Below are 23242 nucleotides of genomic sequence, written 5' to 3'. Positions count from 1 at the left end.
TCGCTATCGGACGGCAACGCCGCGGTGTGCGGCGCCCTGGACCTGTCGCGCCGCGTGTCGACGGTCTCCGGGCGCCACTCGTACCGGCCGAGGGCCCCATTCGTCGGATGGCTGCTGCCGTTGAGGGTGGAATCTTGGGGTTTGCACCGGTCCGCTATCTACCCTCCCGAGTCGGTCCGCCTTCCGCGTTCCGTTACGGAGCTGTTGCGGGTAGATGTCTTGACGAGCCTGGATGTGAGCGTTAACACTATCCCCGTTAACGGTGGAGGTGAACATGAACCGTGTGGACGGAGCTGACGACCGCTACGTCGTCGGTGTCGACTACGGCACCCTGTCCGGGCGAGCTCTGGTGGTCCGTGTCGGCGATGGTGCCGAGTTGGGGACCGCGGTGCACGAGTACGGCGATGGCGTGATCAGCACGGCGCTTCCGGGAGGTCGAACGCTGCCCCCGGACTGGGCCCTGCAGAACCCACAGGACTACCGCGACGTTCTGCGGTACGCCGTCCCGGCGGCGGTGTCCGCCGCGGGGGTGGACCCTGCGGCGGTGGTCGGCATCGGCATCGACTTCACCGCCTGCACCGTGCTGCCGACGCTCGCCGACGGCACCCCGCTGTGCGAGACGCCCGAGCTGCGCGACCGACCGCACGCCTGGGTCAAGCTGTGGAAGCACCACGCCGCGCAGCCGCACGCCGACCGGATCAACGCGCTGGCCCATGAGCGGGCCGAGCCGTGGATCGGCCGGTACGGCGGCAAGATCTCCGCCGAGTGGCAGTACGCCAAGGGTCTGCAGATCCTGGAGGAGGACCCGGAGGTCTACGACCGGGCCGAGCGCTTCATCGAGGCGGCCGACTGGATCGTCTGGCAACTCTGCGGTACCGAGACCCGCAACGTCTGCACGGCCGGCTACAAGGGCATCCTCCAGGACGGTCACTACCCCTCCGAGGGCTTCCTGACCGCGCTCAACCCCAACTTCGGCGACTTCGTGGCCAAGCTGGACGGCCCGTTGCTGCCCCTCGGCGCCCGGGCCGGTTCGCTCACCGCCCAGGCCGCCGCCTGGACCGGCCTGCCGGAGGGGATCGCGGTGGCCGTCGGCAACGTCGACGCGCACGTCACCGCGGCGTCCGCGCAGGCGGTGCAGCCCGGTCGGCTGGTCGCCATCATGGGCACCTCGACCTGCCACGTCGTCAACGGCGCGGAGGTCGCCGAGGTGGCCGGCATGTGCGGTGTGGTGGACGGCGGCATCAGCCCCGGCGCGTGGGGTTACGAGGCTGGGCAGAGCGGAGTCGGCGACATCTTCGGCTGGTTCGTCGAGCACGCGGCTCCAGCCGGCGTCGACTCGCACGAACGCCTCACCGAGCTGGCCGCGAGTCAGCCCGTCGGCGGGCACGGCCTGATCGCGCTGGACTGGTGGAACGGCAACCGTTCCCTGCTGGTCAACCACGACCTCAGCGGGATGATCGTCGGCATGACCCTGGCCACCCGGCCGGCGGACATCTACCGGGCCCTGCTGGAGTCCACCGCGTACGGCACCCGGATGATCATCGAGGCGTTCGTCGACGCCGGAGTCCCGGTGAACGACCTGGTGATCGCCGGTGGTCTGACCAACAACGCGCTGCTGATGCAGATCTACGCCGACGTGACCAGGCGACCACTGAACATCATCGCCTCGGCGCAGGGGCCGGCCCTCGGCTCGGCGATCCACGCCGCCGTTGCCGCCGGTGAGTTCCCCTCGATCCACGAGGCGTCGCAGGCGATGGGTCGGGTGCACGAGGCCGTCTACCGTCCGGACCCCGAGCGGGCCCGCGCCTACGACGCCCTCTACGCCGAGTACCGGGCGCTGCACGACCACTTCGGACGTGGCGGCAACGACGTCATGCTCCGCCTGCGGGCGATCCGCAACGCGGCGGTCGAGACCGCCGCGACCAGCCACGAGGCCCCGCTGGAGGTGGTGGCGTGAACGCCGAGGTGACCCGACAGATCGCCGAGCTGCGCGAGACCGTCGCCCGCCTGCACGCCGAGTTGACCCGGTACAACCTGGTCGCCTGGACGTCCGGCAACGTCTCCGCGCGGGTCCCCGGCCAGGACCTGATGGTGATCAAGCCGAGTGGGGTGAGCTACGACGACCTCACCGCGGCCACCATGGTGGTGTGCGACCTCGACGGCGTTCTCGTCGAGGGCGACTTCGCCCCGTCCAGCGACACCGCCGCCCACGCCTACGTCTACCGGGCCATGCCCGAGGTCGGTGGGGTCGTGCACACGCACAGCTCGTACGCGACCGCCTGGGCCGCGTGTGGGGAGTCGATCCCCTGCCACCTCACCGCCCAGGCCGACGAGTTCGGTGGGGAGATCCCGATCGGCCCGTTCGCGCTGATCGGCGGTGACGACATCGGCAAGGGCATCGTCGCCACGCTCTCCGGGCACCGCTCGCCCGCGGTGCTGATGCGCAACCACGGCGTGTTCACCATCGGCCGCGACGCCCGCGCGGCGGTCAAGGCGGCGGTCATGTGTGAGGACGTGGCCCGTACCGCGCACCTCGCCCACACCCTTGGGCAGCCGGTTCCGATGGCCCAGGCAGACATCGATGCTCTTTATGACCGTTACCAGAACGTCTACGGTCAACAACCAGTCGCACCGGCGGGTTCCTGACCCCTGCACCGATCATCCGAGACCCGTCGGTCTGCACCACGACGCACCAGCACGCACCACCCGCGTACGCCGCTCTTTCGCACCTCGGCGGTCGGCGCGGTTACCCACCACATCCAGCCAAGGAGATTCGATGGGAAAGATGCGAACGCAGTCCGCTCCGTGGCGCGCTGCCGCGGTCCTCGCCAGCGTGCTGCTGGTCGGCGGCGTGGCGGCCTGCGGCAACAGCGACACCGGTGGCGGCGGGTCCAAGGACGACGGCAAGATCACGATGGGCTTCTCCCAGGTCGGTGCGGAGAGCGGGTGGCGTACCGCGAACACCACCTCGATCAAGGATGCCGCCACGGCGGCCGGTATCGAGCTGAAGTTCGACGACGCTCAGCAGAAGCAGGAAAACCAGATCAAGGCGATCCGCAACTACATCCAGCAGAAGGTCGACGTGATCGCCTTCTCGCCGGTGGTGGAGTCCGGGTGGGACACCGTGCTCAAGGAGGCCAAGGACGCCGGCATCCCGGTCATCCTGACCGACCGCTCGGTGGACTCGGCCGACAAGTCGCTGTACAAGACCTTCCTCGGCTCGGACTTCGTCAAGGAGGGCCGGCTCGCCGGTGAGTGGCTGGTCGAGCAGAAGAAGACCGCCTCGGGCCCGGTGAACATCGTCGAGCTGCAGGGCACCACCGGTGCGGCGCCGGCGAACGACCGTAAGAAGGGCTTCGGTGAGGCGATCGCCGCCAACCCGAACCTGAAGATCATCGCCTCTCAGACGGGTGACTTCACCAGGGCCGGCGGCAAGCAGGTCATGGAGCAGTTCCTCAAGGCCAACAAGCAGATCGACGTGTTGTTCGCGCACAACGACGACATGGGTCTGGGCGCGCTCGAGGCGATCACCGCCGCCGGCAAGGTGCCCGGCAAGGACATCACCATCATCACGGTCGACGCCGTCAAGGACGGCATGCAGGCTCTCGCCGACGGGAAGTTCAACTTCATCGCGGAGTGCAGCCCGCTGCTCGGCCCGCAGCTGATGGACCTGGCCAAGAAGGTCCACGCGGGCGAGGAGGTGCCTGCTCGGATCGAGACCGAGGAGACCACCTTCACGACCGAGCAGGCCAAGGAAGCTCTGCCCAACCGCAAGTACTGATCGACGACGGGGTCGCCGCGTTCGCGTGGCGGCCCCGCCGCGTCGCTTCCCTACCCGAAACGGACCGGGCTCGGCCCGCGACGACTCCCGAACCACGCCCGCCCGAGCGACCCCCAGGGACGACCGGGCGGGCGTGGCGGGAGCGTGGCGGCCCTTCCGTGTCGACAACCCAGAAGAGGTCTGATGGGATGACGGATAGCCGTCCGGTCCTGACGATGACCGGGATCAGCAAGTCCTTCCCCGGGGTGCGCGCACTCCACGACGTCAACTTCCGGCTCTTCCCCGGCGAGGTGCACGCCCTGATGGGCGAGAACGGCGCCGGCAAGTCGACCCTCATCAAGGTGCTCACCGGCGTCTACGACACCGACCAGGGCGCGATCACCCTCGACGGTGAGCCCGTGTCGTTCACCGGGCCGATGCAGGCGACCGCCGCCGGTGTGAGCACCGTTTTCCAGGAAGTCAACCTCTGCACCAACCTCTCGGTGGCGGAGAACATCTTCATCGGCCGTGAGCCTCGGCTCCTCGGCGCCGTCCGCTGGGGTGAGGTTCGCCGTCGCGCCCGAGCCCTGCTGACCCGCCTCGACCTCGACCTCGACGTCAGCGCGCCACTCGGCTCGTACTCGCTCGCGATCCAGCAGATGGTCGCCATCGCCCGCGCGATCGACATCAAGGCGCGGGTGCTGATCCTGGACGAGCCGACGTCCAGCCTCGACGCCGGCGAGGTGGCGCAGCTGTTTCGCATCATGCGGCAACTGCGCGACCAGGGCATCGCGATCCTGTTCGTGACCCACTTCCTCGACCAGGTCTACGAGATCTCCGACCGGATCACCGTGCTGCGCAACGGCGGACTCGTCGGCGAGTACCTCACCACCGAGCTGCCCCAGCTCTCCCTGGTGGAGAAGATGATCGGCAAGGAGCTCGACGTCCTGGAGGGCATCGAGGAGCACTCCCGGCGGGACCTGGCCGCGCTGGAGGAGGGCACCCCCCTGGTGGCGGTGTCGAACTTCGGTCGGTCGGGTGCGGTCGAGCCGTTCAGCCTCACCATCCACGCCGGCGAGGTGGTCGGCCTGGCCGGCCTGCTGGGCTCGGGGCGTACCGAGGTCGCGCGCCTGTTGTTCGGCGCCGACCGCGCCGACGACGGTCAGGTCGCGGTCGACGGCACGGCGAGCAGCCTGCGCAGCCCCGCGCAGGCCATCGACCACGGCGTGGGCTTCTGTTCGGAGAACCGCCGGGCCGAGGGGATCGTCGCGGACCTGTCGGTCCGCGAGAACATGATCCTCGCCATGCAGGCGGCACGCGGCTGGCTGCGGCCCATTCCGCGTCGGCGCCAGGACGAGCTGGTCGACAAGTACGTCAAGGCCCTCAACATCCGGCCCGCCGACCCGGAGGTGCCGGTACGCAACCTCTCCGGCGGCAACCAGCAGAAGGTGCTGCTGGCCCGGTGGCTGATCACCGAGCCACGACTGCTGATCCTCGACGAGCCGACCCGGGGCATCGACATCGGCGCGAAGACCGAGATCCAGAAGCTCGTGACGCAGCTGTCCGACGGCGGTATGGCGGTGCTGTTCATCTCCGCCGAGCTGGAGGAGGTGCTGCGCCTCAGCCACAAGGTGGCGGTCATGCGGGACCGGCAGATGGTCGCGCAGCTCGCCAACGACGAGAGCCTGGACGCCGACCGCATCATGCAGACCATCGCCAGCGGATCCCACCGGGAGGAGGCAGACCGATGAACGACACCACGAGCCGTTATCGGACGATGATCGGTCACCGGCTGTTCTGGCCCGCCGCCGTGCTGTTCGCCATGCTCGCCGCGAACACGATCTACCGGCCCGGGTTCCTGTCCATCGAGCTCAAGGACGGGCACCTGTACGGCACGCCGATCGACATCCTGCGGTTGAGCGCTCCGCTGATCCTCGTCGCGTTGGGCATGACCCTGGTCATCTCCACCGGCGGCATCGACCTGTCGGTGGGCTCGCTCTGCGCGATCAGCGGCGCGATCGCCTGCATGTACATCAGCAAGCAGCCCGACCAGAACAGCCTCGGTGTGGTGGTGACCGCCCTCGCGATGGCGCTGGGTGTCTCGCTCGTGCTCGGCGCCTGGAACGGGGTGCTGGTGGCCGTCATCGGTATCCAGCCGATCATCGCCACCCTGATCCTGATGGTGGCCGGCCGGGGTCTCGCCCAGCTGATCACCGAGGGCCAGATCATCACCATCAACTCCGAGCCGTACCGGGCGATCGGTCTGGGCCACGCGTTGACCCTGCCGCTGGCCATCTTCATCGCCCTCGCGGCGGCCCTGCTGGTCGCCGCGTTCACCCGTCGCACCGCACTCGGCATGATCATCGAGTCGGTGGGCGGCAACGCCATGGCCAGCCGGCTCGCCGGCATCCGGTCCGGCCGGGTCATCTTCCTGGTGTACGTGATCAGCGCCGCCTGTGCCGCGGTCGCCGGCTTCATGATGACCGCCAACGTCTCCAGCGCCGACGGCAACGCCGCCGGCCTCTGGGTCGAGCTTGACGCGATCCTCGCGGTCGTCATCGGCGGTACGTCGCTCGCGGGTGGCCGGTTCTTCCTCAGCGGCACGATCATCGGCGCGCTGATCATCCAGACCCTGACCACCACGGTGTACGCCATGGACATCTCACCGCAGACCTCGCTGCTGTTCAAGGCGGTCGTCGTCATCGCCGTGTGCCTCATCCAGGCGCCGGCCTTCCGGGCCCGGTTCCGCCGACGCAGGCGCAACGTCCCGCCGCCCGCCACCATCGCCGACAAGCCGAAGGAGCAGGTGCCGGCATGACCACTGGAACGCTTACCGCCGGTCGTACCCGGTTCCGGCTGCCGAGGAAGCAGATACCGGTCCTGGCGACGCTCGCCCTGCTGCTGGTGATGTACGGCATCGGCGTCTCGCAGTACACGGCGTTCTCCAACGTCCAGGTCATCTTCAACGTCTTCATCGACAACGGCTTCCTGCTCGTCGTCGCGGTGGGCATGACCTTCGTGATCCTCACCGGTGGCATCGACCTGTCGGTCGGTTCGGTCGTCGCCATGACGGCGATGGTGTCGGCCGCGCTGCTGCAGGACGGCATGCCGGCGGCGCTGGTGCTGGTCATCGCCCTGCTCATCGGTCCGACGCTCGGCCTGTTGATGGGCTGCGTCATCCACTTCTTCGAGATCCAGCCGTTCATCGTCACGCTCGCCGGGATGTTCTTCGCCCGGGGCATGTGCACCTTCATCTCCGGCGCGTCGATCCCGATCACCGACGGGTTCTGGACCTCGATGTCGCAGGAGCGGATCGGGGACCCCCGGGGCAACTTCGTGTCGATCAGCGTGCTGATCGCCTTCGTGGTGGTCGTGATCGCCGCGTACACGCTGGCCTACACCCGACTGGGGCGCAACGTGTACGCCATCGGCGGCAACCCGCAGTCGGCGCTGCTGATGGGTCTGCCGGTGGGCCGGACCCGGATCGCCGTCTACACGATCAGTGGTCTGTGCTCGGCCATCGGCGGGATCCTGCTGTCGTTCTACACCCTCTCCGGCGCGCCGCTGATCGCCGTGGGGATGGAGCTGGACGTCATCGCCGCCGTCGTCATCGGTGGCACGGTGCTCACCGGCGGCGCGGGTTACGTCTTCGGCACGGTCCTCGGCGTGCTGGTCCTCGGTGTGATCCAGACCCTGATCACCTTCGACGGGAGCCTCAACTCCTGGTGGACCAAGATCGTGATTGGTGGTCTGCTCTTCGCGTTCATCCTCCTTCAGCGCCTCATCGGAATCCGTTACAAGTGACCGCCCCTCTCGCGGAAGGCAACTCCATGGCACCACACACCGAACCCGAGATCTGGTTCCTCACCGGCAGCCAAGGCATGTACGGCGAGGAGACGCTCCGCCAGGTGGCCGAGCAGTCTCGCCAGATCGCGGCCGCACTCGACGACTCGCCGCAGATTCCCGCCCGCGTGGTCTGGAAGCCCGTCCTGACCAACAGCGGTGAGATCCTGCAGGTCTGCCGGGACGCCGCCGCTCAGGGTGCCGTCGGGGTCATCGCCTGGATGCACACGTTCTCACCGGCCAAGATGTGGATCTCCGGTCTGGACGCGTTGCAGACACCGCTGCTGCACCTGCACACCCAGGCCAACGTTCTGCTGCCGTGGAACGACATCGACATGGACTTCATGAACCTGAACCAGGCCGCCCACGGCGACCGTGAGTTCGGGTACATCCAGACGCGTCTCGGTGTGGCCCGAAAGACGGTGGCCGGGCACGTCAGCGACCCGCGGGTGACCACTCGGATCGGGGCGTGGGCCCGCGCCGCGCTGGGCTGGTCGGCGATGCGGTCGCTGCGCCTGGCCCGCTTCGGTGACAACATGCGCGACGTCGCGGTGACCGAGGGCGACAAGGTCGAGGCCGAGCTGCGGTTCGGAGTCTCGGTCAACACCTACGGCGTCAACGACCTGGTCGAGGTGGTCGGCGAGGTCACCGACGCGCAGGTGGACGACCTGGTCAAGGAGTACGAGGACACCTACCGCATCGTCGGCGAGCTGCTGCCCGGCGGCGAGCAACACGACTCGCTGCGGTACGCCGCGCGGGTGGAGTTGGGCATGCGCGCCTTCCTGGACGCGGGCGGGTTCCGGGCCTTCACGACGAATTTCGAGGACCTCGGGGGGCTGCGTCAGCTGCCGGGCATCGCCGTGCAGCGGCTGATGGCGGACGGCTACGGCTTCGGCGGTGAGGGCGACTGGAAGACCTCGGTCCTGGTCCGCACCCTCAAGGCGATGTCGGTGGGCGTGAGCGGCGGCACGTCGTTCATGGAGGACTACACCTACGACCTCACCCCGGGCAACGAGGTGGTGCTCGGCGCCCACATGCTGGAGGTCTGCCCGACGATCGCCTCCGGCGTGCCCAATGTGGAGATCCATCCGCTGAGCATCGGTGGCCGGGAGGACCCGGTCCGGCTGGTGTTCGACGCCGCGCCCGGTCCGGCCGTGGTGCTCGGGCTGGCCGACATGGGGGAGCGTTTCCGGTTGGTGGCGAACGAGATCGACGTGGTGGCGCCGCCGCAGCCGCTGCGCCGGTTGCCGGTTGCCCGTGCCGTCTGGCGTCCGCGCCCCGACCTGCCGGTCTCGGCCGAGGCGTGGATCACCGCGGGCGCGCCGCACCACACCGTGCTGTCGCAGGCGGTGGGCGTGGAGGAGCTGCACGACCTGGCGGAGATGAGCCGCACCGAACTCGTCGTCATCGACGCCGCCACGGAGCCCCGCCGCTTCGCCGACGAGCTGCGCTGGAACCAGGCCTACTACCGGCTGGCCCGCGGCTTCTGATTCGCGCGGTCGGACCGCACCAAACGGGTGGTCCACCCCTGCCTGCGGGCGGGGGTGGGCCACCCGTTCGCGTGTGCGCCAGCCGGGGCCACGAGGCGGTTGTGTTACGCCTTGACTAACAGCATGTTATCGCTCACAGTCTATAACCAAGATGGTCGATGTCGTTGGCTGGTCCGGCCGCGCGCACGTCCTACCCCCGCGGTTTCGGCACCTCGTCACCGCGACGGTCGGGCGATCGGTGTTAGCGATCACATGGCCGGGCGTGGTCAGCTCGGTGCCCCGCCCGGTGCCGCGGACGCCGACCCAGACCGCACGGTTCGCGTCAGCAGAGGAGGATCATGCTTTCCATCGGTCGGGTTCCCCGGGGTGCGCCACGACGGCGCGGGTGGCTGTCGAGACTCGCCGTCGCCGCGATGGTGCTGGTGGTCGGTGGCGCGGCTGCTGCCGTCGCCGCGTCGCCCGCGTCGGCGGCCACCGTCGACACCAGCGCCTGGTACGTGTTGGTGAACCGCAACAGTGGCAAGGCCGTGGACGTGTACAACCTGGCTACGAACGACGGTGCGCGGATCACCCAGTGGACGCGTAACAACGGCAACCAGCAGCAGTGGCAGTTCGTGGACTCCGGAGGTGGCTACTACCGACTCAAGTCGCGGTTGTCGGGCAAGGTGCTGGACGTCTCGGGCTTCTCGACCGCCAACGGTGGCAGCATCGTGCAGTGGAGTGACCTCAACGGCACCAACCAGCAGTTCCGGCTGGCCGACTCGGACGGCGGCTACGTCCGGTTGATCAACCGGAACAGCAACAAGGTGATGGAGGTGCAGGGCGCCTCGACCGCCGACGGCGGCAACATCGTGCAGTACGACGACTGGAACGGCACCAACCAGCAGTGGCAGCTCGTCCGCGTCGACGGCGGGACCGACCCCACGACGCCACCCCCGTCGAACGGCACGTACTCGAACCCGGTGGTCTGGCAGGACTTCGCCGACGTCGACATCATCCGGGTGGACAACGCCTACTACATGTCGGCGTCCACCATGCACTACTCGCCTGGCGCGCCGGTCCTGCGCTCGTACGACCTGGTGAACTGGGAGTTCGCCGGTCACTCCGTGCCTCGACTCGACTTCGGCTCGAAGTACGACATGAGCGGTGGTAACGCCTACGTCGACGGCATCTGGGCGTCGACGCTGAACTACCGGCCGAGCAACCGGACGTACTACTGGGCCGGGTGCATCGACTTCGCGCAGACCCACATCTACACGGCGTCCGCCGTCGACGGCACCTGGAGCAAGCACACCACCATCCCCAACTGCTACTACGACGCGGGGATGCTGATCGACGACAACGACACCATGTACGTGGCGTACGGCAACGGCACCATCAGCGTGGCGCAGCTGTCCGCGGACGGGAAGTCCCAGGTCCGCGCCCAGCAGGTGTACCAGACGCCGTCGAGCATCGGGACGCTGGAGGGCGCCCGCTTCTACAAGCGCAACGGCGCCTACTACATCTGGCTCACCCGCCCCGCCAACGGCCAGTACGTGCTGAAGTCGACGAACGGCCCGTTCGGCCCGTACGAGCAGCGGCAGGTGCTGCTCAACCTGCCCGGCCCGATCTCCGGTGGCGGTGTGCCCCACCAGGGTGGGCTGGTGCAGACCCAGAACGGCGACTGGTACTACATGTCCTTCGTCGACGCGTACCCCGGTGGCCGGATGCCGGCCATGGCCCCGATCACCTGGACCGGCGACGGCTGGCCGGTGCTGCAGACGGTCAACGGCACCTGGGGCAGTTCGTACCCGAAGCCGAACCTGCCCGCGCCGCCCCGGGCGGTCAAGCCGCTCACCGGCACCGACACGTTCGCCGGCACCACCCTCGGCCCGCAGTGGGAGTGGAACCACAACCCGGACAACAGCAAGTGGTCGGTGAACAACGGGCTGAACCTGCAGACCGCCACCGTCACCGGCGACCTGTACAAGGCGCGCAACACGCTGACCCACCGCATCCAGGGCCCCACCTCGACCGCGACGATCGAGTTGGACTACTCCACCATGCGCGATGGTGACCGCACCGGCCTGGCGGTCCTACGCAACTCGTCGGCCTGGATCGGAGTCCGACGGGACAACGGGTCCACCAGGCTGGTCATGCAGAACGGGCTGACGATGGACGGCAGCTGGAACACCACCAGCACCGGCAGCGAGGTGGCGAGCACCGCCGTCTCCGGTGGCCGGATCTGGTTGCGCGCCAACGCCGACATCAGGCCCGGCTCCGGCCGACAGGCCCGTTTCTCGTACAGCACCGACGGGGTGAACTTCACCTCGTTCGGCAACGCCCTGACGCTGGCGAACAACTGGCAGTTCTTCATGGGCTACCGATTTGCCATCTTCAACCACGCGACGCAGTCGCTCGGTGGCGCGGTCACCGTGCGGCGGTTCGACCTGACCACCCCGTGACGCCGGTCACACGACGATCGCTCTGACCGGTGGCGCTGGCGACGCAGCCCTGGCGGCATGCGAAGTCCGCGCCACCGCGTCAGGTCCTCGCCGGCCTGTTCCACGCTCTGTCCAGGAGCGAGGGCAGGCCGGCGCATGACATCGGGACCGTGTGCCGTACCCGTTGGTTGGTGACTCCGGACGGGCGTCGCGTCGTACGGCATCGGCGCGTGGAGCGGCCTCCGCAGAGCCGTGCCGTGTTCGGGGCCGTTGCTGGCGTAGACTGTCGGCGATCCAGCGCTGGTCACCTGGGATTCAGCACCGGCGTGGTGACTGAGCGAGGGGGATCGGGCCGGGCCGCTCCAGTCGACGTCGACGGGCCGCGGGCCGGAGATGTAGCGGGGGGAGTGAAATGGCCGTCCACGGTCCCGCGATGACGGACGTTGCTCGTCTCGCCGGTGTCTCCCATCAGACGGTGTCGCGGGTGCTCAACGGGCATCCCAACGTCCGTGAGCAGACCCGGCTTCGGGTACGCGCGGCGATCGCCGAACTCGGCTACCGCCCCAACGGCGCGGCACGCGCTCTGGTGACCGGTCGATCGCAGGTCATCGGTGTGGTCGCGCAGAACACGACGCTCTACGGTCCGGCGTCGCTGCTGGCCGCCCTGGAGCAGACCGCCGCCGAAGAGGGGTTCGCGGTCAGCGTCGGCAGCGTGCGAAACCTGGACCACCGCTCCATCTCGGCGGCCGTCGAACGGCATCTGTCGCATCGGGTCGCCGGCATCGTGGTCATCGCCCCGGTCGAGTCGGCCGGTGAGGCGCTGGAGCGCCTGCCCAAGGATGTCCCGCTGGTCACGGTCGACGGCGACCCGAGCCGGCCGGTGCCGTTGGTGACTGTCGACCAGGTGGCCGGCGCCCGGGCGGCGACGCAACATCTGCTCGACGCCGGGCACCGCACCGTCTGGCACGTCTCCGGGCCGACCGACTGGTTCGACAGCGTGGGTCGGATCGACGGCTGGCGGCAGGCGCTGCTGGCCGCCGGGTTGGATCCGCCGCCGCCGATGCCGGGGGACTGGTCCGCGGCGTCGGGTTACCGGTGCGGGCAGATGTTGGCGCGGATGCCGGAGGTCACCGCCGTCTTCACCGCCAACGACCATCTCGCGCTGGGCGTGCTGCGGGCGCTGCACGAGTTCGGTCGACGGGTGCCGCACGAGATCAGCGTGGTCGGCTTCGACGACGTGCCGGAGGCGGCGTACTTCATTCCGCCGCTGACCACCGTCCGACCGGACTTCGACGCGGTGGCGCGAGCGAGCCTGCAGATGCTGCTGTCCCAGATCGAGTCGGGCACCGGTGGGGCGCTGCGGCAGACCATCGCCCCCGCTCTGGTGGCCCGCGAGAGCGTCGCTCCACCTCGTCGCTGACGGGTCGGACCGACCGGAGGTCGCACCCCGCGTAGTGCGGGGAGCGGCCCCGCCGCCGCTCTCTGCCCCAGCGGTGCACGCGGGTGCGGGCCCGCGCCGGAGCACGCCAATTTTCGGCTTCCTCGCTCGATAAGACGCGACTCGATGCGTTGCGCAGCGTGACCAATCGATGCCAAGCGATACGACGCGGTGAAGGTATTGAACCTCGTGAAATGTCGCCGTAACATGATGGGCGTCTCTGTTAACGCTAACAAAAATTGGCGTCCAACTATCGGCGTACCGACCAGAGATCGTAATCACGGGCGGGCGTCACCGACAAGGAGGCTCGATGAACCGCAATACCCGAGGTCGTCGCTGGGGGAGCGTACTGGCGGCCGGAATTCTGCTCGCCGGTGCGCTGGTCGGCCTTCGCGCCCCGACGGCGCAGGCACTGGACAACGGCGTGGCGCGCACTCCCCCCATGGGTTGGAACTCGTGGAACTCGTTCGGCTGCAACATCAACGAGGCGCTGATCCGGCAGACGGCGGATGCGATCGTCAGCAGCGGCATGCGGGACCTGGGCTACAACTACGTCGTTGTCGACGACTGCTGGTTCAACCCCAACCGGGACAGCTCCGGCAACATCCAGGGTGACCCCGGCCGGTTCCCCAGCGGGATGAAGGCGCTCGGCGACTACCTGCACGCCCGGAACCTGAAGTTCGGCCTCTACCAGGTGCCGGTCGACAAGACCTGCGCGCAGTACTTCGGCTCCTACCCCGGCGCGACGGGCAGCCGTGGCCACGAGGTGCAGGACGCGCGCCAGTTCGCCGCCTGGGGTGTCGACTTCCTCAAGTACGACTGGTGCTCGCCGGAGGGCAGCATCAACGACCAGGTGGCCACCTTCGCCAAGATGCGTGACGCGCTGGCCGCCACCGGTCGACCGATCGTCTACAGCATCAACCCGAACAGCATCCACGCCAAGACCGGCCCGCAGCGCAACTGGGGCGACGTGGCGAACATGTGGCGAACCACCGAGGACATCACCAATGCGTGGGACACCGGCCAGAGCAACGGCTACCCGATGGGCATCCAGAACATCATCAACGTGACCGTTCCGCTGGCGTCCTACGCGAGGCCGGGTGGGTTCAACGACCCCGACATGATGGAGGTCGGCCGCGGCGGCATGAACGATACGGAGATGCGCAGTCACTTCGCGATGTGGGCGATCATGGCGTCTCCGCTGATCGCCGGCAACGACGTGCGGAACATGAACGCCGCGACGCAGACGATCCTCAAGAACGCGAACCTGATCGCGATCAACCAGGACTCGCTCGGGTTGCAGGGGACGCAGGTGTCGTTCGACGGCACGCGTCGGGTGCTGGCCAAGCGGCTCGCCAACGGTGACGTCGCCGTGGCCCTGTTCAACCAGGGCGGCTCGACGACGACGATCTCGACCACGGCCGCGGCCATCGGCAAGTCCGGCTCGTCGTTCACGCTGGTGGACGCGTGGACCGGTGGCACCAGCTCCAGCAGCGGGACCATCAGCGCCAGCGTCCCCGCGCACGGCACCGTGGTGTACCGGGTCAGCGGTGGCGGGACGACTCCTCCGACGACGCCGCCGCCCACCACGTCGAGTGCGTACGCCAGCGCCGCCTCCGGCCGCTGCCTCGACGTGCCGAACAGCAACACGACCAACGGCACGCAGCCGGTCATCTGGGACTGCAACGGCGCCGCCAACCAGCGCTGGACCAGGAGCGGTCAGACCCTGCAGGCCCTGGGCAAGTGCCTGGACGCGCCGCTGAACGCCGCGGCCGGTGCCAAGGTGCAGATCTGGGACTGCAACGGCGGGACCAACCAGCAGTGGGCGGTCAACGCCAACGGCACGATCAGCAACGCCCAGTCGGGGCTGTGCCTGGACGTCAACAACAACGGGACTGCCAACGGCACCACGGTGCTCCTCTGGACCTGCACCGGGGCGGCGAACCAGCGGTGGTCGCAGCGGTAGCCGACAGCCGACCGCCGAGGTCGCGGCGACCCACCTGATCCGGCGTGATGCCGATGCCCGCGGACGACAGCCGTCGTCCGCGGGCATCGGTCTGTAGAGTGCTGCGGACGACCACGCTGAGTCGCCGCGTCCTGCCCTTCCGGTGGATCGGCCACATGGCTACGCTCGCCTGGATGCTCCGTTACGAGACCGTGACACCGGTATTTCGGCTCTGGTGTTGACGCAATCTATGTGAGCGCTAACACTACCCGAAAGATGACACTTGGCCCCGGCAGTCGGCGGGGGAGTCCAGAGAGGAGAAGCCCGTGGGCAGGAAATTCCTGGTTGCTCTCGGCGGCGCCGCACTGGCGCTGAGTTTGGCGGCGTGCAGCGGCGGGGGTGCGGGCAGCGGTGAAAAGTCCGGCGACGAGAAGCCCAGCGATCTGACCATCGGTGTCTCGATGCCGACCCAGACGTCGGAGCGGTGGATCGCCGACGGCAACGCGGTGAAGTCGAAGCTCGAGGCCAAGGGCTACAAGGTCGACCTCCAGTACGCCGGCGACGACATCCCCACGCAGTCGCAGCAGGTCGACCAGATGATCACCCAGGGTGCCGACGTTCTGGTCCTCGCGGCGATCGACGGCACCGCGCTCAGCAGCCAGCTGCAGGCCGCCGCGGCCGCGAAGATCCCGGTCATCTCCTACGACCGGCTGATCCGTGGCAGCAAGGACGTCGACTTCTACGTCAGCTTCGACAACTACAAGGTTGGCGTCGCCCAGGGCACCGCGCTGCTGGTCGGTCTCGGCCTGCTGAACAAGGACGGCTCGAAGGGCACGGCCAAGGGGCCGCTGAACGTCGAGCTCTTCGCCGGGTCGCTGGATGACAACAACACCCAGTACTTCTTCGGCGGCGCGATGGACACGCTGAAGCCGTTCATCGAGAACGGCACGCTGGTCGTCAAGTCCAAGCAGACCACCCCCGAGCAGGTAGCCATCCTGCGCTGGCAGCAGGAGACCGCGCAGAAGCGGATGGAGAACCTGCTCACCTCCAGCTACAACGACGGCTCGAAGGTCGACGGCGTGCTCTCGCCGTACGACGGCATCTCCCGCGGCATCATCACCGCCCTGCAGAACGCCGGCTACGGCAAGGGCGCGAAGAAGCTCCCGGTGGTGACCGGCCAGGACGCGGAGATCGCCTCGATCAAGCTGATCAACGACGGGGTGCAGAGCTCCACGGTCTTCAAGGACACCCGGCTGCTGGCCGAGCAGGCCGTGAACGCGGCCGAGGCGTTCCTGCAGAAGAAGCAGCCGCAGGCCAACGACACCCAGACGTACAACAACGGCGTCAAGGTCGTCCCGGCGTACCTGCTGCCGATCGCGACCGTCTACAAGGACGACATCAAGGCGACGCTGATCGACTCCGGCTACTGGACGGCGGAAGAGGTCGCCGCCGGTCAGGCCAAGAAGTAAGCCACTCGTCGGGCCCGGCGGTCACCCGCCGGGCCCGACGCCTGGGCGCGTACCACGTCCAGACCTGACGGAGGACAGTGACCATGGACGACACCATCCTCGAGATGCGTCGCATCACCAAGACCTTTCCCGGCGTGACCGCGCTGGAGGACGTCAACCTCGCAGTGCGCCGCGGGGAGATCCACGCCATCTGTGGTGAGAACGGCGCCGGCAAGTCCACCCTGATGAAGGTGCTGTCCGGCGTCTACCCGTCCGGCTCGTACGACGGCGAGATCCTCTTCGACGGCAAGCCGATGCAGTTCCGTGGCATCCGCGACAGCGAGGCCAACGGCATCGTCATCATCCACCAGGAGCTCGCCCTGGTGCCGTACCTGTCGATCGCGGAGAACATCTTCCTCGGCAACGAGCGTCGCGGCCGCAGCGGGCTCATCGACTGGAACTTCGCCAACGCCGAAGCGGCGAAGCTGCTGGCGTCCGTCGGGCTGCACGAGAACCCGGTCACCCCGGTCATCCAGCTCGGCGTCGGCAAGCAGCAGCTCGTGGAGATCGCCAAGGCGCTGTCGAAGAAGGTGCGCCTGCTCATCCTGGACGAGCCGACCGCCGCGCTCAACGACATCGACTCGGCGCACCTGCTCGACCTGTTGCGGGCCCTCAAGGAGCAGGGCATCACCTGCATCATGATCTCGCACAAGCTCAACGAGATCACCGCCATCGCCGACTCGACCACGGTCATCCGTGACGGGCGCGCGGTGGAGACCCTCGACATGCGGTCCGACGAGGTGACCCAGCAGCGGATCATCCGGGGCATGGTCGGGCGCGACCTGGACAGCTTCTACCCCGACCGCGAGTCGTCCCCCGGTGACGAGGTCCTGCGCATCGAGGACTGGACGGTGCGCCATCCGGTCCAGGACCGCATGGTCGTCGAGGGCGTCGGGCTGTCCGTACGCGCCGGTGAGGTCGTCGGCATCGCGGGCCTCATGGGGGCCGGGCGGACAGAGCTGGCCATGAGCGTGTTCGGTCGGTCCTACGGGCGCGACATCCGGGGCCGACTCTTCGTCCACGGGCGGGAGGTGCAGGCACGCACCGTCGCCGAGGCGATCGACAACGGCATCGCCTACGTCACCGAGGACCGCAAGCGCTACGGCCTCAACCTCATCGACGACGTGCGGCGCAACGTGTCCGCCGCCGCGTTGGACCGGTTGTCCCGTCTGGGCTGGGTTAACGGCAACGAGGAGATCAAGGTTGCCGAGGCCAGCCGCAAGGAGATGAACATCCGGACGCCGAGCGTCATGGCGGTGGTCGGCAAACTCTCCGGCGGCAACCAGCAGAAGGTCGTCCTGTCGAAGTGGCTGTTCACCGACCCGGACGTGCTGATCCTCGACGAGCCCACCCGCGGCATCGACGTCGGCGCCAAGTACGAGATCTACACGATCATCAACCGGCTGGTGGCTGCCGGTAAGGCGGTGATCGTCATCTCCTCGGAGCTGCCGGAGCTGCTCGGAATGTGCGACCGCATCTACACCCTCGCCGCCGGCCGGATCACCGGCGAGATGCCGGTGGCCGAGGCGACTCAGGAGAGTCTCATGGAGCTGATGACCAAGGACAAGGAGCTCGTCGGATGACCAGCATCAAGACCCCTTCGACGGAGCACCCCACGCCCCCGGACAGCCCGCCCGCCGCCGCCCTGCACAGCGGGACGAACGACCTGCGGGCGCTGGTGTTGAACAACCTGCGGCAGAGCGGGATCTACGTCGCCCTGGTCGTCATCGTCGCGCTCTTCGCGGTCCTGACCGACGGGGTGCTGCTGAGCCCCGGCAACATCACCAACATCGTTCTCCAGTACTCGTACATCCTGGTCCTCGCGATCGGGATGGTCATCCTGATCATCGGCGGGCACATCGACCTGTCGGTCGGATCGGTCGTCGCGCTCACCGGAGCGGTCTCGGCCGTCCTGGTGATCCAGCAGGGCCATCCCTGGTGGATCGGCGTCGTGGCCGCGCTGGTCGTCGGCGTCGCGGTCGGCGCGTGGCACGGGTTCTGGGTGGCGTACGCCGGCATTCCGGCCTTCATCGTGACCCTGGCCGGCATGCTGCTGTTCCGGGGTCTGACCCTGCGGGTGCTCGACAACATCTCGCTGTCGCCGTTCCCGTCCGAGTACCAGCAGGTCGCGGCGGGCTTCCTCAACGGCCTGCTCGGTGGGCAGGGCTTCGACGCCTTCACGCTGCTGATCGGCGCCATCGCCGTGGCCGGCTACGCGGTCAGCGGCTTCCGCACCCGCGTGGCGCGGATCCGCTACCAGCAGCCCGTCGAGTCGTTCCCGCTCTTCGTCGCCCGGGTCGTGCTGGTCGGCGCGGTCCTCATGTACTTCGCCTGGCAGCTGGCGCACGCCCGAGGGCTGCCGATCGTGCTGATCATCCTGGCGGTCCTGGTGCTGGTCTACGGCCTGCTCACCCGGCGTACCGTCTTCGGTCGCCAGGTCTACGCGATCGGCGGCAACCTGTCGGCGGCGGCGCTGTCCGGGGTGAAGGTCCGCACCGTCAACTTCTGGATGTTCGTCAACATGGGCTTCCTGGCGGCGGTGGCCGGCGTCATCTACTCGTCGCGGTCGAACGGCGCCCAGCCCGCCGCCGGCAACATGTTCGAGCTGGACGCGATCGCCGCGGCCTTCATCGGCGGCGCGGCGGTCACCGGTGGCGTGGGCACCGTGGTGGGCGCGATGGTCGGTGGTCTGATCATGGCGGTGATGAGCAACGGCATGCAGCTGATGGGCATCGACCAGTCGACCCAGTCGGTGGTGAAGGGTCTCGTCCTGCTCGTCGCGGTCGCCTTCGACGTCTACAACAAGCGTCGCGCCGGCACGGCCCGCTGACGCTCGGCCGGTACGCACGTGCCCCCTGCCCGCCTCGCGGACAGGGGGCACGCGTGCGTCAGTGGCAGGTGGTGGTGCCGCTGTCGGTGTAGGTCTGGCCGGCGACCGGTACGAACTGCCAGTCGTAGCTGTTGGAGTGCAGGGTGAACTTCAGGACGCCCCACGCCGAGCTGTTACGCGCCTCGCTGTTGGGCTGGATGGTGCCGAAGCCGTAGTGGCCGGCGCCGCCCATCCCGGCGACGAAGCTGCGCAGACCACGGCTGGAGTCGGCGCCACCGGCCGGGTTCATCGGGGCGAACCGCTCGTAGACGTGGTTGTGCCCCCACACCACGACGTCGGCGTTGTAGTCGTAGAGGGCCTGGTACAGCGGACGCGTCGACGTCGACGGCGCGTGGTTGGAGCTGGACGTGAACAGCGGGTGGTGCCAGTACGCGATCGTGCACGGCTTGCTGCTGGCGGCCAGGTCCGCGCGCAGCCACTGCTCCTGCGTCGAGCCGGCCGACATGCTGATGTTCGAGTTCAGCGACACGACGTGCCAGTTGCCGAGGTCGAACGAGTAGTACCCGCGACCGCTCGGGCCGGCCGACGTACCGAAGTAGTTGTAGTAGCCGCTCGCGCCCGACGTGTTGTAGTCGTGGTTTCCCGGCGACGGGCGGGTGCGGGACTTGTGCCGACCCCAGGTGGGCTCGTAGTAGCTGGTGAACTGCGACGCCGTCCCGCTGTCGTAGACGTTGTCGCCGGTGGTGAAGACCGTCCCCGGGATGCTGTCGAGCAGCGTCGCGGTGGCGCTGTCACCGGAGCCCGAGTCGGCGATGTCGCCGGCACCGACGAACACCGGGTCGCCCGACGAGGGTGGCGTGGTGGTCCCGGTGGTGACCACCAGTTGCGGAGCGTCGGCGCCACTCTCGCGGGTGTCGTAGTAGGCGCCGTCGCCGCTGGTCGAGGTGGCGCCGAAGCTGTACGTGCCGTTGCCGGTGACCGCGGCGGTGACGTCGACCTCGTACCAGGTGTTGCCGCTGACCGCGCCGATCGTGCCGAGCGTGGCCCCGTCGATGGTCGGCTGGTTGTTCCAGGTGGTGCCGGTCTCCGACCAGGTCGTGTTGGACATCCGGCGGAACGTGCCACCGGCGTCGCTGCCGCTGTTGCCGCTGATCGTGCGCAGTCGCAGCTTGGCGCTGGTCACCGTGCCGCTGACACCGCTCACGGTGAAGCGGAGGAACGAGCGCCGTACGGGCGAGTTGTCGACCACTACCTGCGTGGACGTGCCGTAGTTGGTGGCGGCCGCGTCGCTCTGGACGTAGGTGTCGGCGACCGGCGTGAAGGTCACGCTCGCCGCCGACGCCGCGCCAGCGCCGGTCACGACGACGGCGGCGGTCGCGGCGACGATCACCGTGACCACCCCCAGCGTCACCGACGGACGGGGGAATCGCATGTCCATCCAGGACTCCTTACCTCGTGGGAAGAGCGCAAGGAATGTAGGAAGGTCGATGAGCCGGCGGGCGACGGGCGGATGAACATCGCGTCCCGGCAGGCGAACACCTCGGTGTTGGAAGCTCGTTCACCCGACCCTCGCCCGGATGCCACCCGCGGTCCGTTGTGCCACCTCCACCGAGTACGGACGATGGCTGCCCGTCGACCGCTCAGAGGAGATGCTCGTGTACCTGTCGACCGTCTCCCGACCGGTCGCCGACCAACCCGGGTCGGGGCCCCGACGCCGCCGATTCGCGATGGTCAGCGGCAACGTCGTCGCGCTCGGCACGGTCAGTCTGATCACCGACGTGTCGGCCGAGATGGTGGCCGCGGTCCTGCCGCTCTATCTGGTGCTGGGCCTGCACCTCAGCCCGGTGGCCTTCGGCGTGCTGGACGGCGTCCACACCGGCGCCACCGCGCTGCTGCGCGTCGTCGGTGGTTTCGCCGCCGACCGGTTCCGGCGGCGCAAGCTGATCGCCGGCGTCGGGTACGCGCTCTCGGCGGTCGCGAAGCTCGGGCTGCTGCTCGCCGGTCGGTCGATCCCGGCGATCGGCGCCGTCATCGCCGTCGACCGGATCGGCAAGGGGGTGCGGAGCGCGCCGCGCGACGCGCTGATCACGCTCTCCACGCCACCCGAGGCGCTGGGTCGGGCGTTCGGGGTGCACCGGGCGATGGACAGCGTCGGCGCGTTCCTCGGGCCACTCGCCGCGTTCGCGGTCCTGCTGCTCGTCGGGCAGTCGTACGACGCGGTCTTCGTCACCAGCTTCTGCGTCGCGGCCCTGGCCGTCGTGGTGCTCGTGCTCTTCGTCCGGGAGCAGCCGCCCGGCGGGGTGACGGACGGCGAGGCGGCGGACGAGGCCAACGACCCGAAGGTCTCCGTCCGCGAGGCGTTCGGGCTGCTGCGCGGCGGACCGGCCCGGCGACTGGTACTGGCCGCCGCGATGCTCGGGCTGGCCACCATCGGTGACGGCTTCGTCTACCTGCTGCTGCAACGCCGGATGGACATCGGCCTGCGCTGGTTCCCGCTGCTCGCGGTGGGAACCAGCCTGGCGTACCTTCTGCTCGCCGCCCCGCTCGGCGTACTCGCCGACCGGATCGGTCGTCTGCCCGTGGTGATCGGCGGCTACACCGCCCTCGGTGCGACGTACCTGCTGCTGGCCGGCCCGGTCGACGGTTGGCCGCTGATCGCCCTGGCGCTGACGCTGTACGGCGCCTTCTACGCGGCCACCGACGGCGTGCTCATCGCGCTCGCCGGTCCGGTGCTGCCGGCGCGTCTGCGGACCACCGGAATCGCGTTGGTGCAGACCGGGCAGGCCCTCGCGTACCTCGTCTCCTCCGTGCTGTTCGGTCTGGCCTGGCAGGCGTGGGGGCCGGAGAACGCGATCCGCGCGGCGGCCGTGGCCGTCGCCGGCGTCCTGGTCGGCACGCTGCTCCTGCTGGCCTCCCCGTCCCGACTCACCACCCGGAAGGTGCCCCGATGACCGCGATGTCGACCCGAGCGAAGCTCGGCGTGGTGGTCGCCTCGGCCGTGCTGTTGGGCACCGTGGCAGCCGGCTACGCCGCCACGGCCGCGCAGGCTCCCCGGACGCCGCCTCCTCCCGCCGGCGGCGAGCAGGTGGTCACCCTGGCACCCGGGCCACGTCTGCTGGCGATCACCGATCGGCACGTCTCCACCGTCGCCGCGACCGACCCCGCCGGGCCGCGCACCGTCGCCGGCCTGGAATGCCTCCGGGTGTACGCGGCGGCCGGCACCGGGGTCTGCCTGAAGCCGGAGACCGCGTGGTCGTACCAGGTCGTCGTGCTCGACGCGACGTTGCGCGAGACCCGTGCGGTCAGTGTGCCGGGGCTGCCGAACCGGGCCCGGGTCTCGGCCTCCGGCCGGATGGTCTCCTGGACGACGTTCGTCGGTGGCGACTCGTACACCTCCAGCGGCTTCTCCACCCGCACCGGGATCCTCGACACCCGTACCGGCACCACTGTGGCCTCGCTCGAAGAGTTCGCGATCACCCGGGACGGCCGGGGATACCGCAACGCGGACGTCAACTACTGGGGCGTCACCTTCACCGCCGACGACAACCGCTTCTACGCGACCATGGCGACCGGGGGTGAGAGGTACCTCGTCCGGGGTGACCTCGCCGCCCGTACGGTCGAGACGCTGAAGGAGAACGTCGAGTGCCCGTCGCTGTCACCGGACGGCACCCGGCTCGCGTTCAAGGAGGCGGTCGACGCCGACCCGGCGAAGGGCTGGCGGCTGTCGGTCCTGGACCTGTCGAGCATGCGGGTCACCGCGACCGCCGAGGTCCGCAGCGTCGATGACCAGGCCGCGTGGCTGGACAACGGGAAGCTGGCCTACACGCTGCGTCGGGACGACGGTCAGCCCGACGTCTGGAGCGTCCCGGCGGACGGGTCCGGCACACCGACGCTGGTGATTCCCGGCGCCGAGTCGCCGTCGCCGCTCACCTGACGGTCCGGCCCCCGGCCCCGGCGGTCCGGACACCTGAACGCCTTGGCGCGGACAGCATCCCGTCATGTCGG

At 68.8% G+C, this 23242-nt stretch carries 16 protein-coding genes; 15 read left to right on the top strand and 1 reads right to left on the bottom strand.

What is annotated here, in order from left to right:
- The first annotated feature begins 274 nt into the window (after positions 1–274).
- The 13 genes from araB (at position 275) to mmsB (ending at position 19237) form a co-directional block, all read left to right on the top strand.
- The gene (gene araB / locus ABTW72_RS09705) at positions 275–1957 is read left to right on the top strand and encodes a ribulokinase (RefSeq protein WP_350856519.1); all 1683 of its coding nucleotides are present in this window, start codon (positions 275–277) and stop codon (positions 1955–1957) included.
- Positions 1954–2646 (top strand): L-ribulose-5-phosphate 4-epimerase, encoded by a 693-nt coding sequence (locus ABTW72_RS09700; RefSeq protein ID WP_350856516.1) that lies wholly within the window; start codon positions 1954–1956, stop codon positions 2644–2646. Before araB ends, ABTW72_RS09700 begins: the two co-directional genes overlap by 4 nt.
- 130 nt (positions 2647–2776) lie before the next feature.
- A complete protein-coding gene (locus ABTW72_RS09695) occupies positions 2777–3781 on the top strand; it encodes an ABC transporter substrate-binding protein (RefSeq protein ID WP_502892176.1) in 1005 nt (334 codons plus the stop codon).
- A gap of 188 nt (positions 3782–3969) precedes the next feature.
- Positions 3970–5511, top strand: a complete 1542-nt coding sequence (locus ABTW72_RS09690; protein ID WP_350856513.1) for a sugar ABC transporter ATP-binding protein — start codon at positions 3970–3972, stop codon at positions 5509–5511.
- The gene (locus tag ABTW72_RS09685) at positions 5508–6578 is read left to right on the top strand and encodes an ABC transporter permease (RefSeq protein ID WP_350856510.1); all 1071 of its coding nucleotides are present in this window, start codon (positions 5508–5510) and stop codon (positions 6576–6578) included. Before ABTW72_RS09690 ends, ABTW72_RS09685 begins: the two co-directional genes overlap by 4 nt.
- On the top strand, positions 6575–7564 hold the full coding sequence (gene yjfF, locus ABTW72_RS09680) for a galactofuranose ABC transporter, permease protein YjfF (RefSeq protein ID WP_210781560.1): 990 nt from the start codon (positions 6575–6577) through the stop codon (positions 7562–7564). The genes ABTW72_RS09685 and yjfF overlap by 4 nt, the downstream gene beginning before the upstream one ends.
- 26 nt (positions 7565–7590) lie before the next feature.
- Positions 7591–9093 (top strand): L-arabinose isomerase, encoded by a 1503-nt coding sequence (araA, locus tag ABTW72_RS09675; protein WP_350856506.1) that lies wholly within the window; start codon positions 7591–7593, stop codon positions 9091–9093.
- A gap of 338 nt (positions 9094–9431) precedes the next feature.
- Entirely contained in the window at positions 9432–11537 is a 2106-nt protein-coding gene (locus ABTW72_RS09670) for a family 43 glycosylhydrolase (RefSeq protein ID WP_350856503.1), read from the top strand.
- A gap of 412 nt (positions 11538–11949) precedes the next feature.
- Positions 11950–12936 (top strand): LacI family DNA-binding transcriptional regulator, encoded by a 987-nt coding sequence (locus ABTW72_RS09665; RefSeq protein ID WP_181539476.1) that lies wholly within the window; start codon positions 11950–11952, stop codon positions 12934–12936.
- 328 nt (positions 12937–13264) lie between these two features.
- Entirely contained in the window at positions 13265–14920 is a 1656-nt protein-coding gene (locus ABTW72_RS09660; protein ID WP_350856500.1) for a glycoside hydrolase family 27 protein, read from the top strand.
- A gap of 305 nt (positions 14921–15225) precedes the next feature.
- Positions 15226–16368, top strand: a complete 1143-nt coding sequence (gene chvE, locus ABTW72_RS09655; protein ID WP_091401170.1) for a multiple monosaccharide ABC transporter substrate-binding protein — start codon at positions 15226–15228, stop codon at positions 16366–16368.
- 83 nt (positions 16369–16451) lie between these two features.
- A complete protein-coding gene (gene mmsA, locus ABTW72_RS09650; RefSeq protein ID WP_350856497.1) occupies positions 16452–17990 on the top strand; it encodes a multiple monosaccharide ABC transporter ATP-binding protein in 1539 nt (512 codons plus the stop codon).
- Positions 17987–19237 carry a multiple monosaccharide ABC transporter permease gene (mmsB, locus tag ABTW72_RS09645; protein WP_124860737.1) on the top strand — a complete coding sequence of 417 codons (1251 nt, stop codon included), beginning with the start codon at positions 17987–17989 and terminating at the stop codon, positions 19235–19237. The genes mmsA and mmsB overlap by 4 nt, the downstream gene beginning before the upstream one ends.
- A 58-nt stretch (positions 19238–19295) precedes the next feature.
- Here the strand turns inward: mmsB and ABTW72_RS09640 are convergent, their stop codons facing one another.
- The gene (locus tag ABTW72_RS09640) at positions 19296–20675 is read right to left on the bottom strand and encodes a CBM96 family carbohydrate-binding protein (protein WP_350856494.1); all 1380 of its coding nucleotides are present in this window, start codon (positions 20673–20675) and stop codon (positions 19296–19298) included.
- A gap of 139 nt (positions 20676–20814) precedes the next feature.
- Here ABTW72_RS09640 and ABTW72_RS09635 point away from each other — a divergent pair, with 139 nt between their 5' ends.
- Together ABTW72_RS09635 and ABTW72_RS09630 are read left to right on the top strand one after the other, a co-directional pair.
- Positions 20815–22188, top strand: a complete 1374-nt coding sequence (locus ABTW72_RS09635; RefSeq protein ID WP_350856492.1) for an MFS transporter — start codon at positions 20815–20817, stop codon at positions 22186–22188.
- Complete coding sequence (locus ABTW72_RS09630) at positions 22185–23171, top strand: TolB family protein (RefSeq protein ID WP_350856489.1); 987 nt, start codon at positions 22185–22187, stop codon at positions 23169–23171. The genes ABTW72_RS09635 and ABTW72_RS09630 overlap by 4 nt, the downstream gene beginning before the upstream one ends.
- Positions 23172–23242: the final 71 nt, after the last annotated feature.

The organism is Micromonospora sp. NPDC127501, from assembly GCF_040302185.1.
Lineage (GTDB): Bacteria > Actinomycetota > Actinomycetes > Mycobacteriales > Micromonosporaceae > Micromonospora.
Note: the sequence above shows the minus strand (reverse complement) of the source record. Positions and strands in the feature narration are given on the sequence as shown.

What these genes read in the sequence shown, in the direction of transcription:
- ABTW72_RS09635 (WP_350856492.1), top strand. Translation starts at nt 20,815, where the DNA reads ATGCCACCCGCGGTCCGTTGTGCCACCTCCACCGAGTACGGACGATGG.
- ABTW72_RS09695 (WP_502892176.1), top strand. Translation starts at nt 2,777, where the DNA reads ATGGGAAAGATGCGAACGCAGTCCGCTCCGTGGCGCGCTGCCGCGGTC.
- araA (WP_350856506.1), top strand. Translation starts at nt 7,591, where the DNA reads ATGGCACCACACACCGAACCCGAGATCTGGTTCCTCACCGGCAGCCAA.
- ABTW72_RS09640 (WP_350856494.1), bottom strand. Translation starts at nt 20,675, where the DNA reads ATGGACATGCGATTCCCCCGTCCGTCGGTGACGCTGGGGGTGGTCACG.
- araB (WP_350856519.1), top strand. Translation starts at nt 275, where the DNA reads ATGAACCGTGTGGACGGAGCTGACGACCGCTACGTCGTCGGTGTCGAC.
- mmsB (WP_124860737.1), top strand. Translation starts at nt 17,987, where the DNA reads ATGACCAGCATCAAGACCCCTTCGACGGAGCACCCCACGCCCCCGGAC.
- ABTW72_RS09630 (WP_350856489.1), top strand. Translation starts at nt 22,185, where the DNA reads ATGACCGCGATGTCGACCCGAGCGAAGCTCGGCGTGGTGGTCGCCTCG.
- mmsA (WP_350856497.1), top strand. Translation starts at nt 16,452, where the DNA reads ATGGACGACACCATCCTCGAGATGCGTCGCATCACCAAGACCTTTCCC.
- ABTW72_RS09685 (WP_350856510.1), top strand. Translation starts at nt 5,508, where the DNA reads ATGAACGACACCACGAGCCGTTATCGGACGATGATCGGTCACCGGCTG.
- ABTW72_RS09670 (WP_350856503.1), top strand. Translation starts at nt 9,432, where the DNA reads ATGCTTTCCATCGGTCGGGTTCCCCGGGGTGCGCCACGACGGCGCGGG.
- ABTW72_RS09660 (WP_350856500.1), top strand. Translation starts at nt 13,265, where the DNA reads ATGAACCGCAATACCCGAGGTCGTCGCTGGGGGAGCGTACTGGCGGCC.
- yjfF (WP_210781560.1), top strand. Translation starts at nt 6,575, where the DNA reads ATGACCACTGGAACGCTTACCGCCGGTCGTACCCGGTTCCGGCTGCCG.
- ABTW72_RS09690 (WP_350856513.1), top strand. Translation starts at nt 3,970, where the DNA reads ATGACGGATAGCCGTCCGGTCCTGACGATGACCGGGATCAGCAAGTCC.
- ABTW72_RS09665 (WP_181539476.1), top strand. Translation starts at nt 11,950, where the DNA reads ATGACGGACGTTGCTCGTCTCGCCGGTGTCTCCCATCAGACGGTGTCG.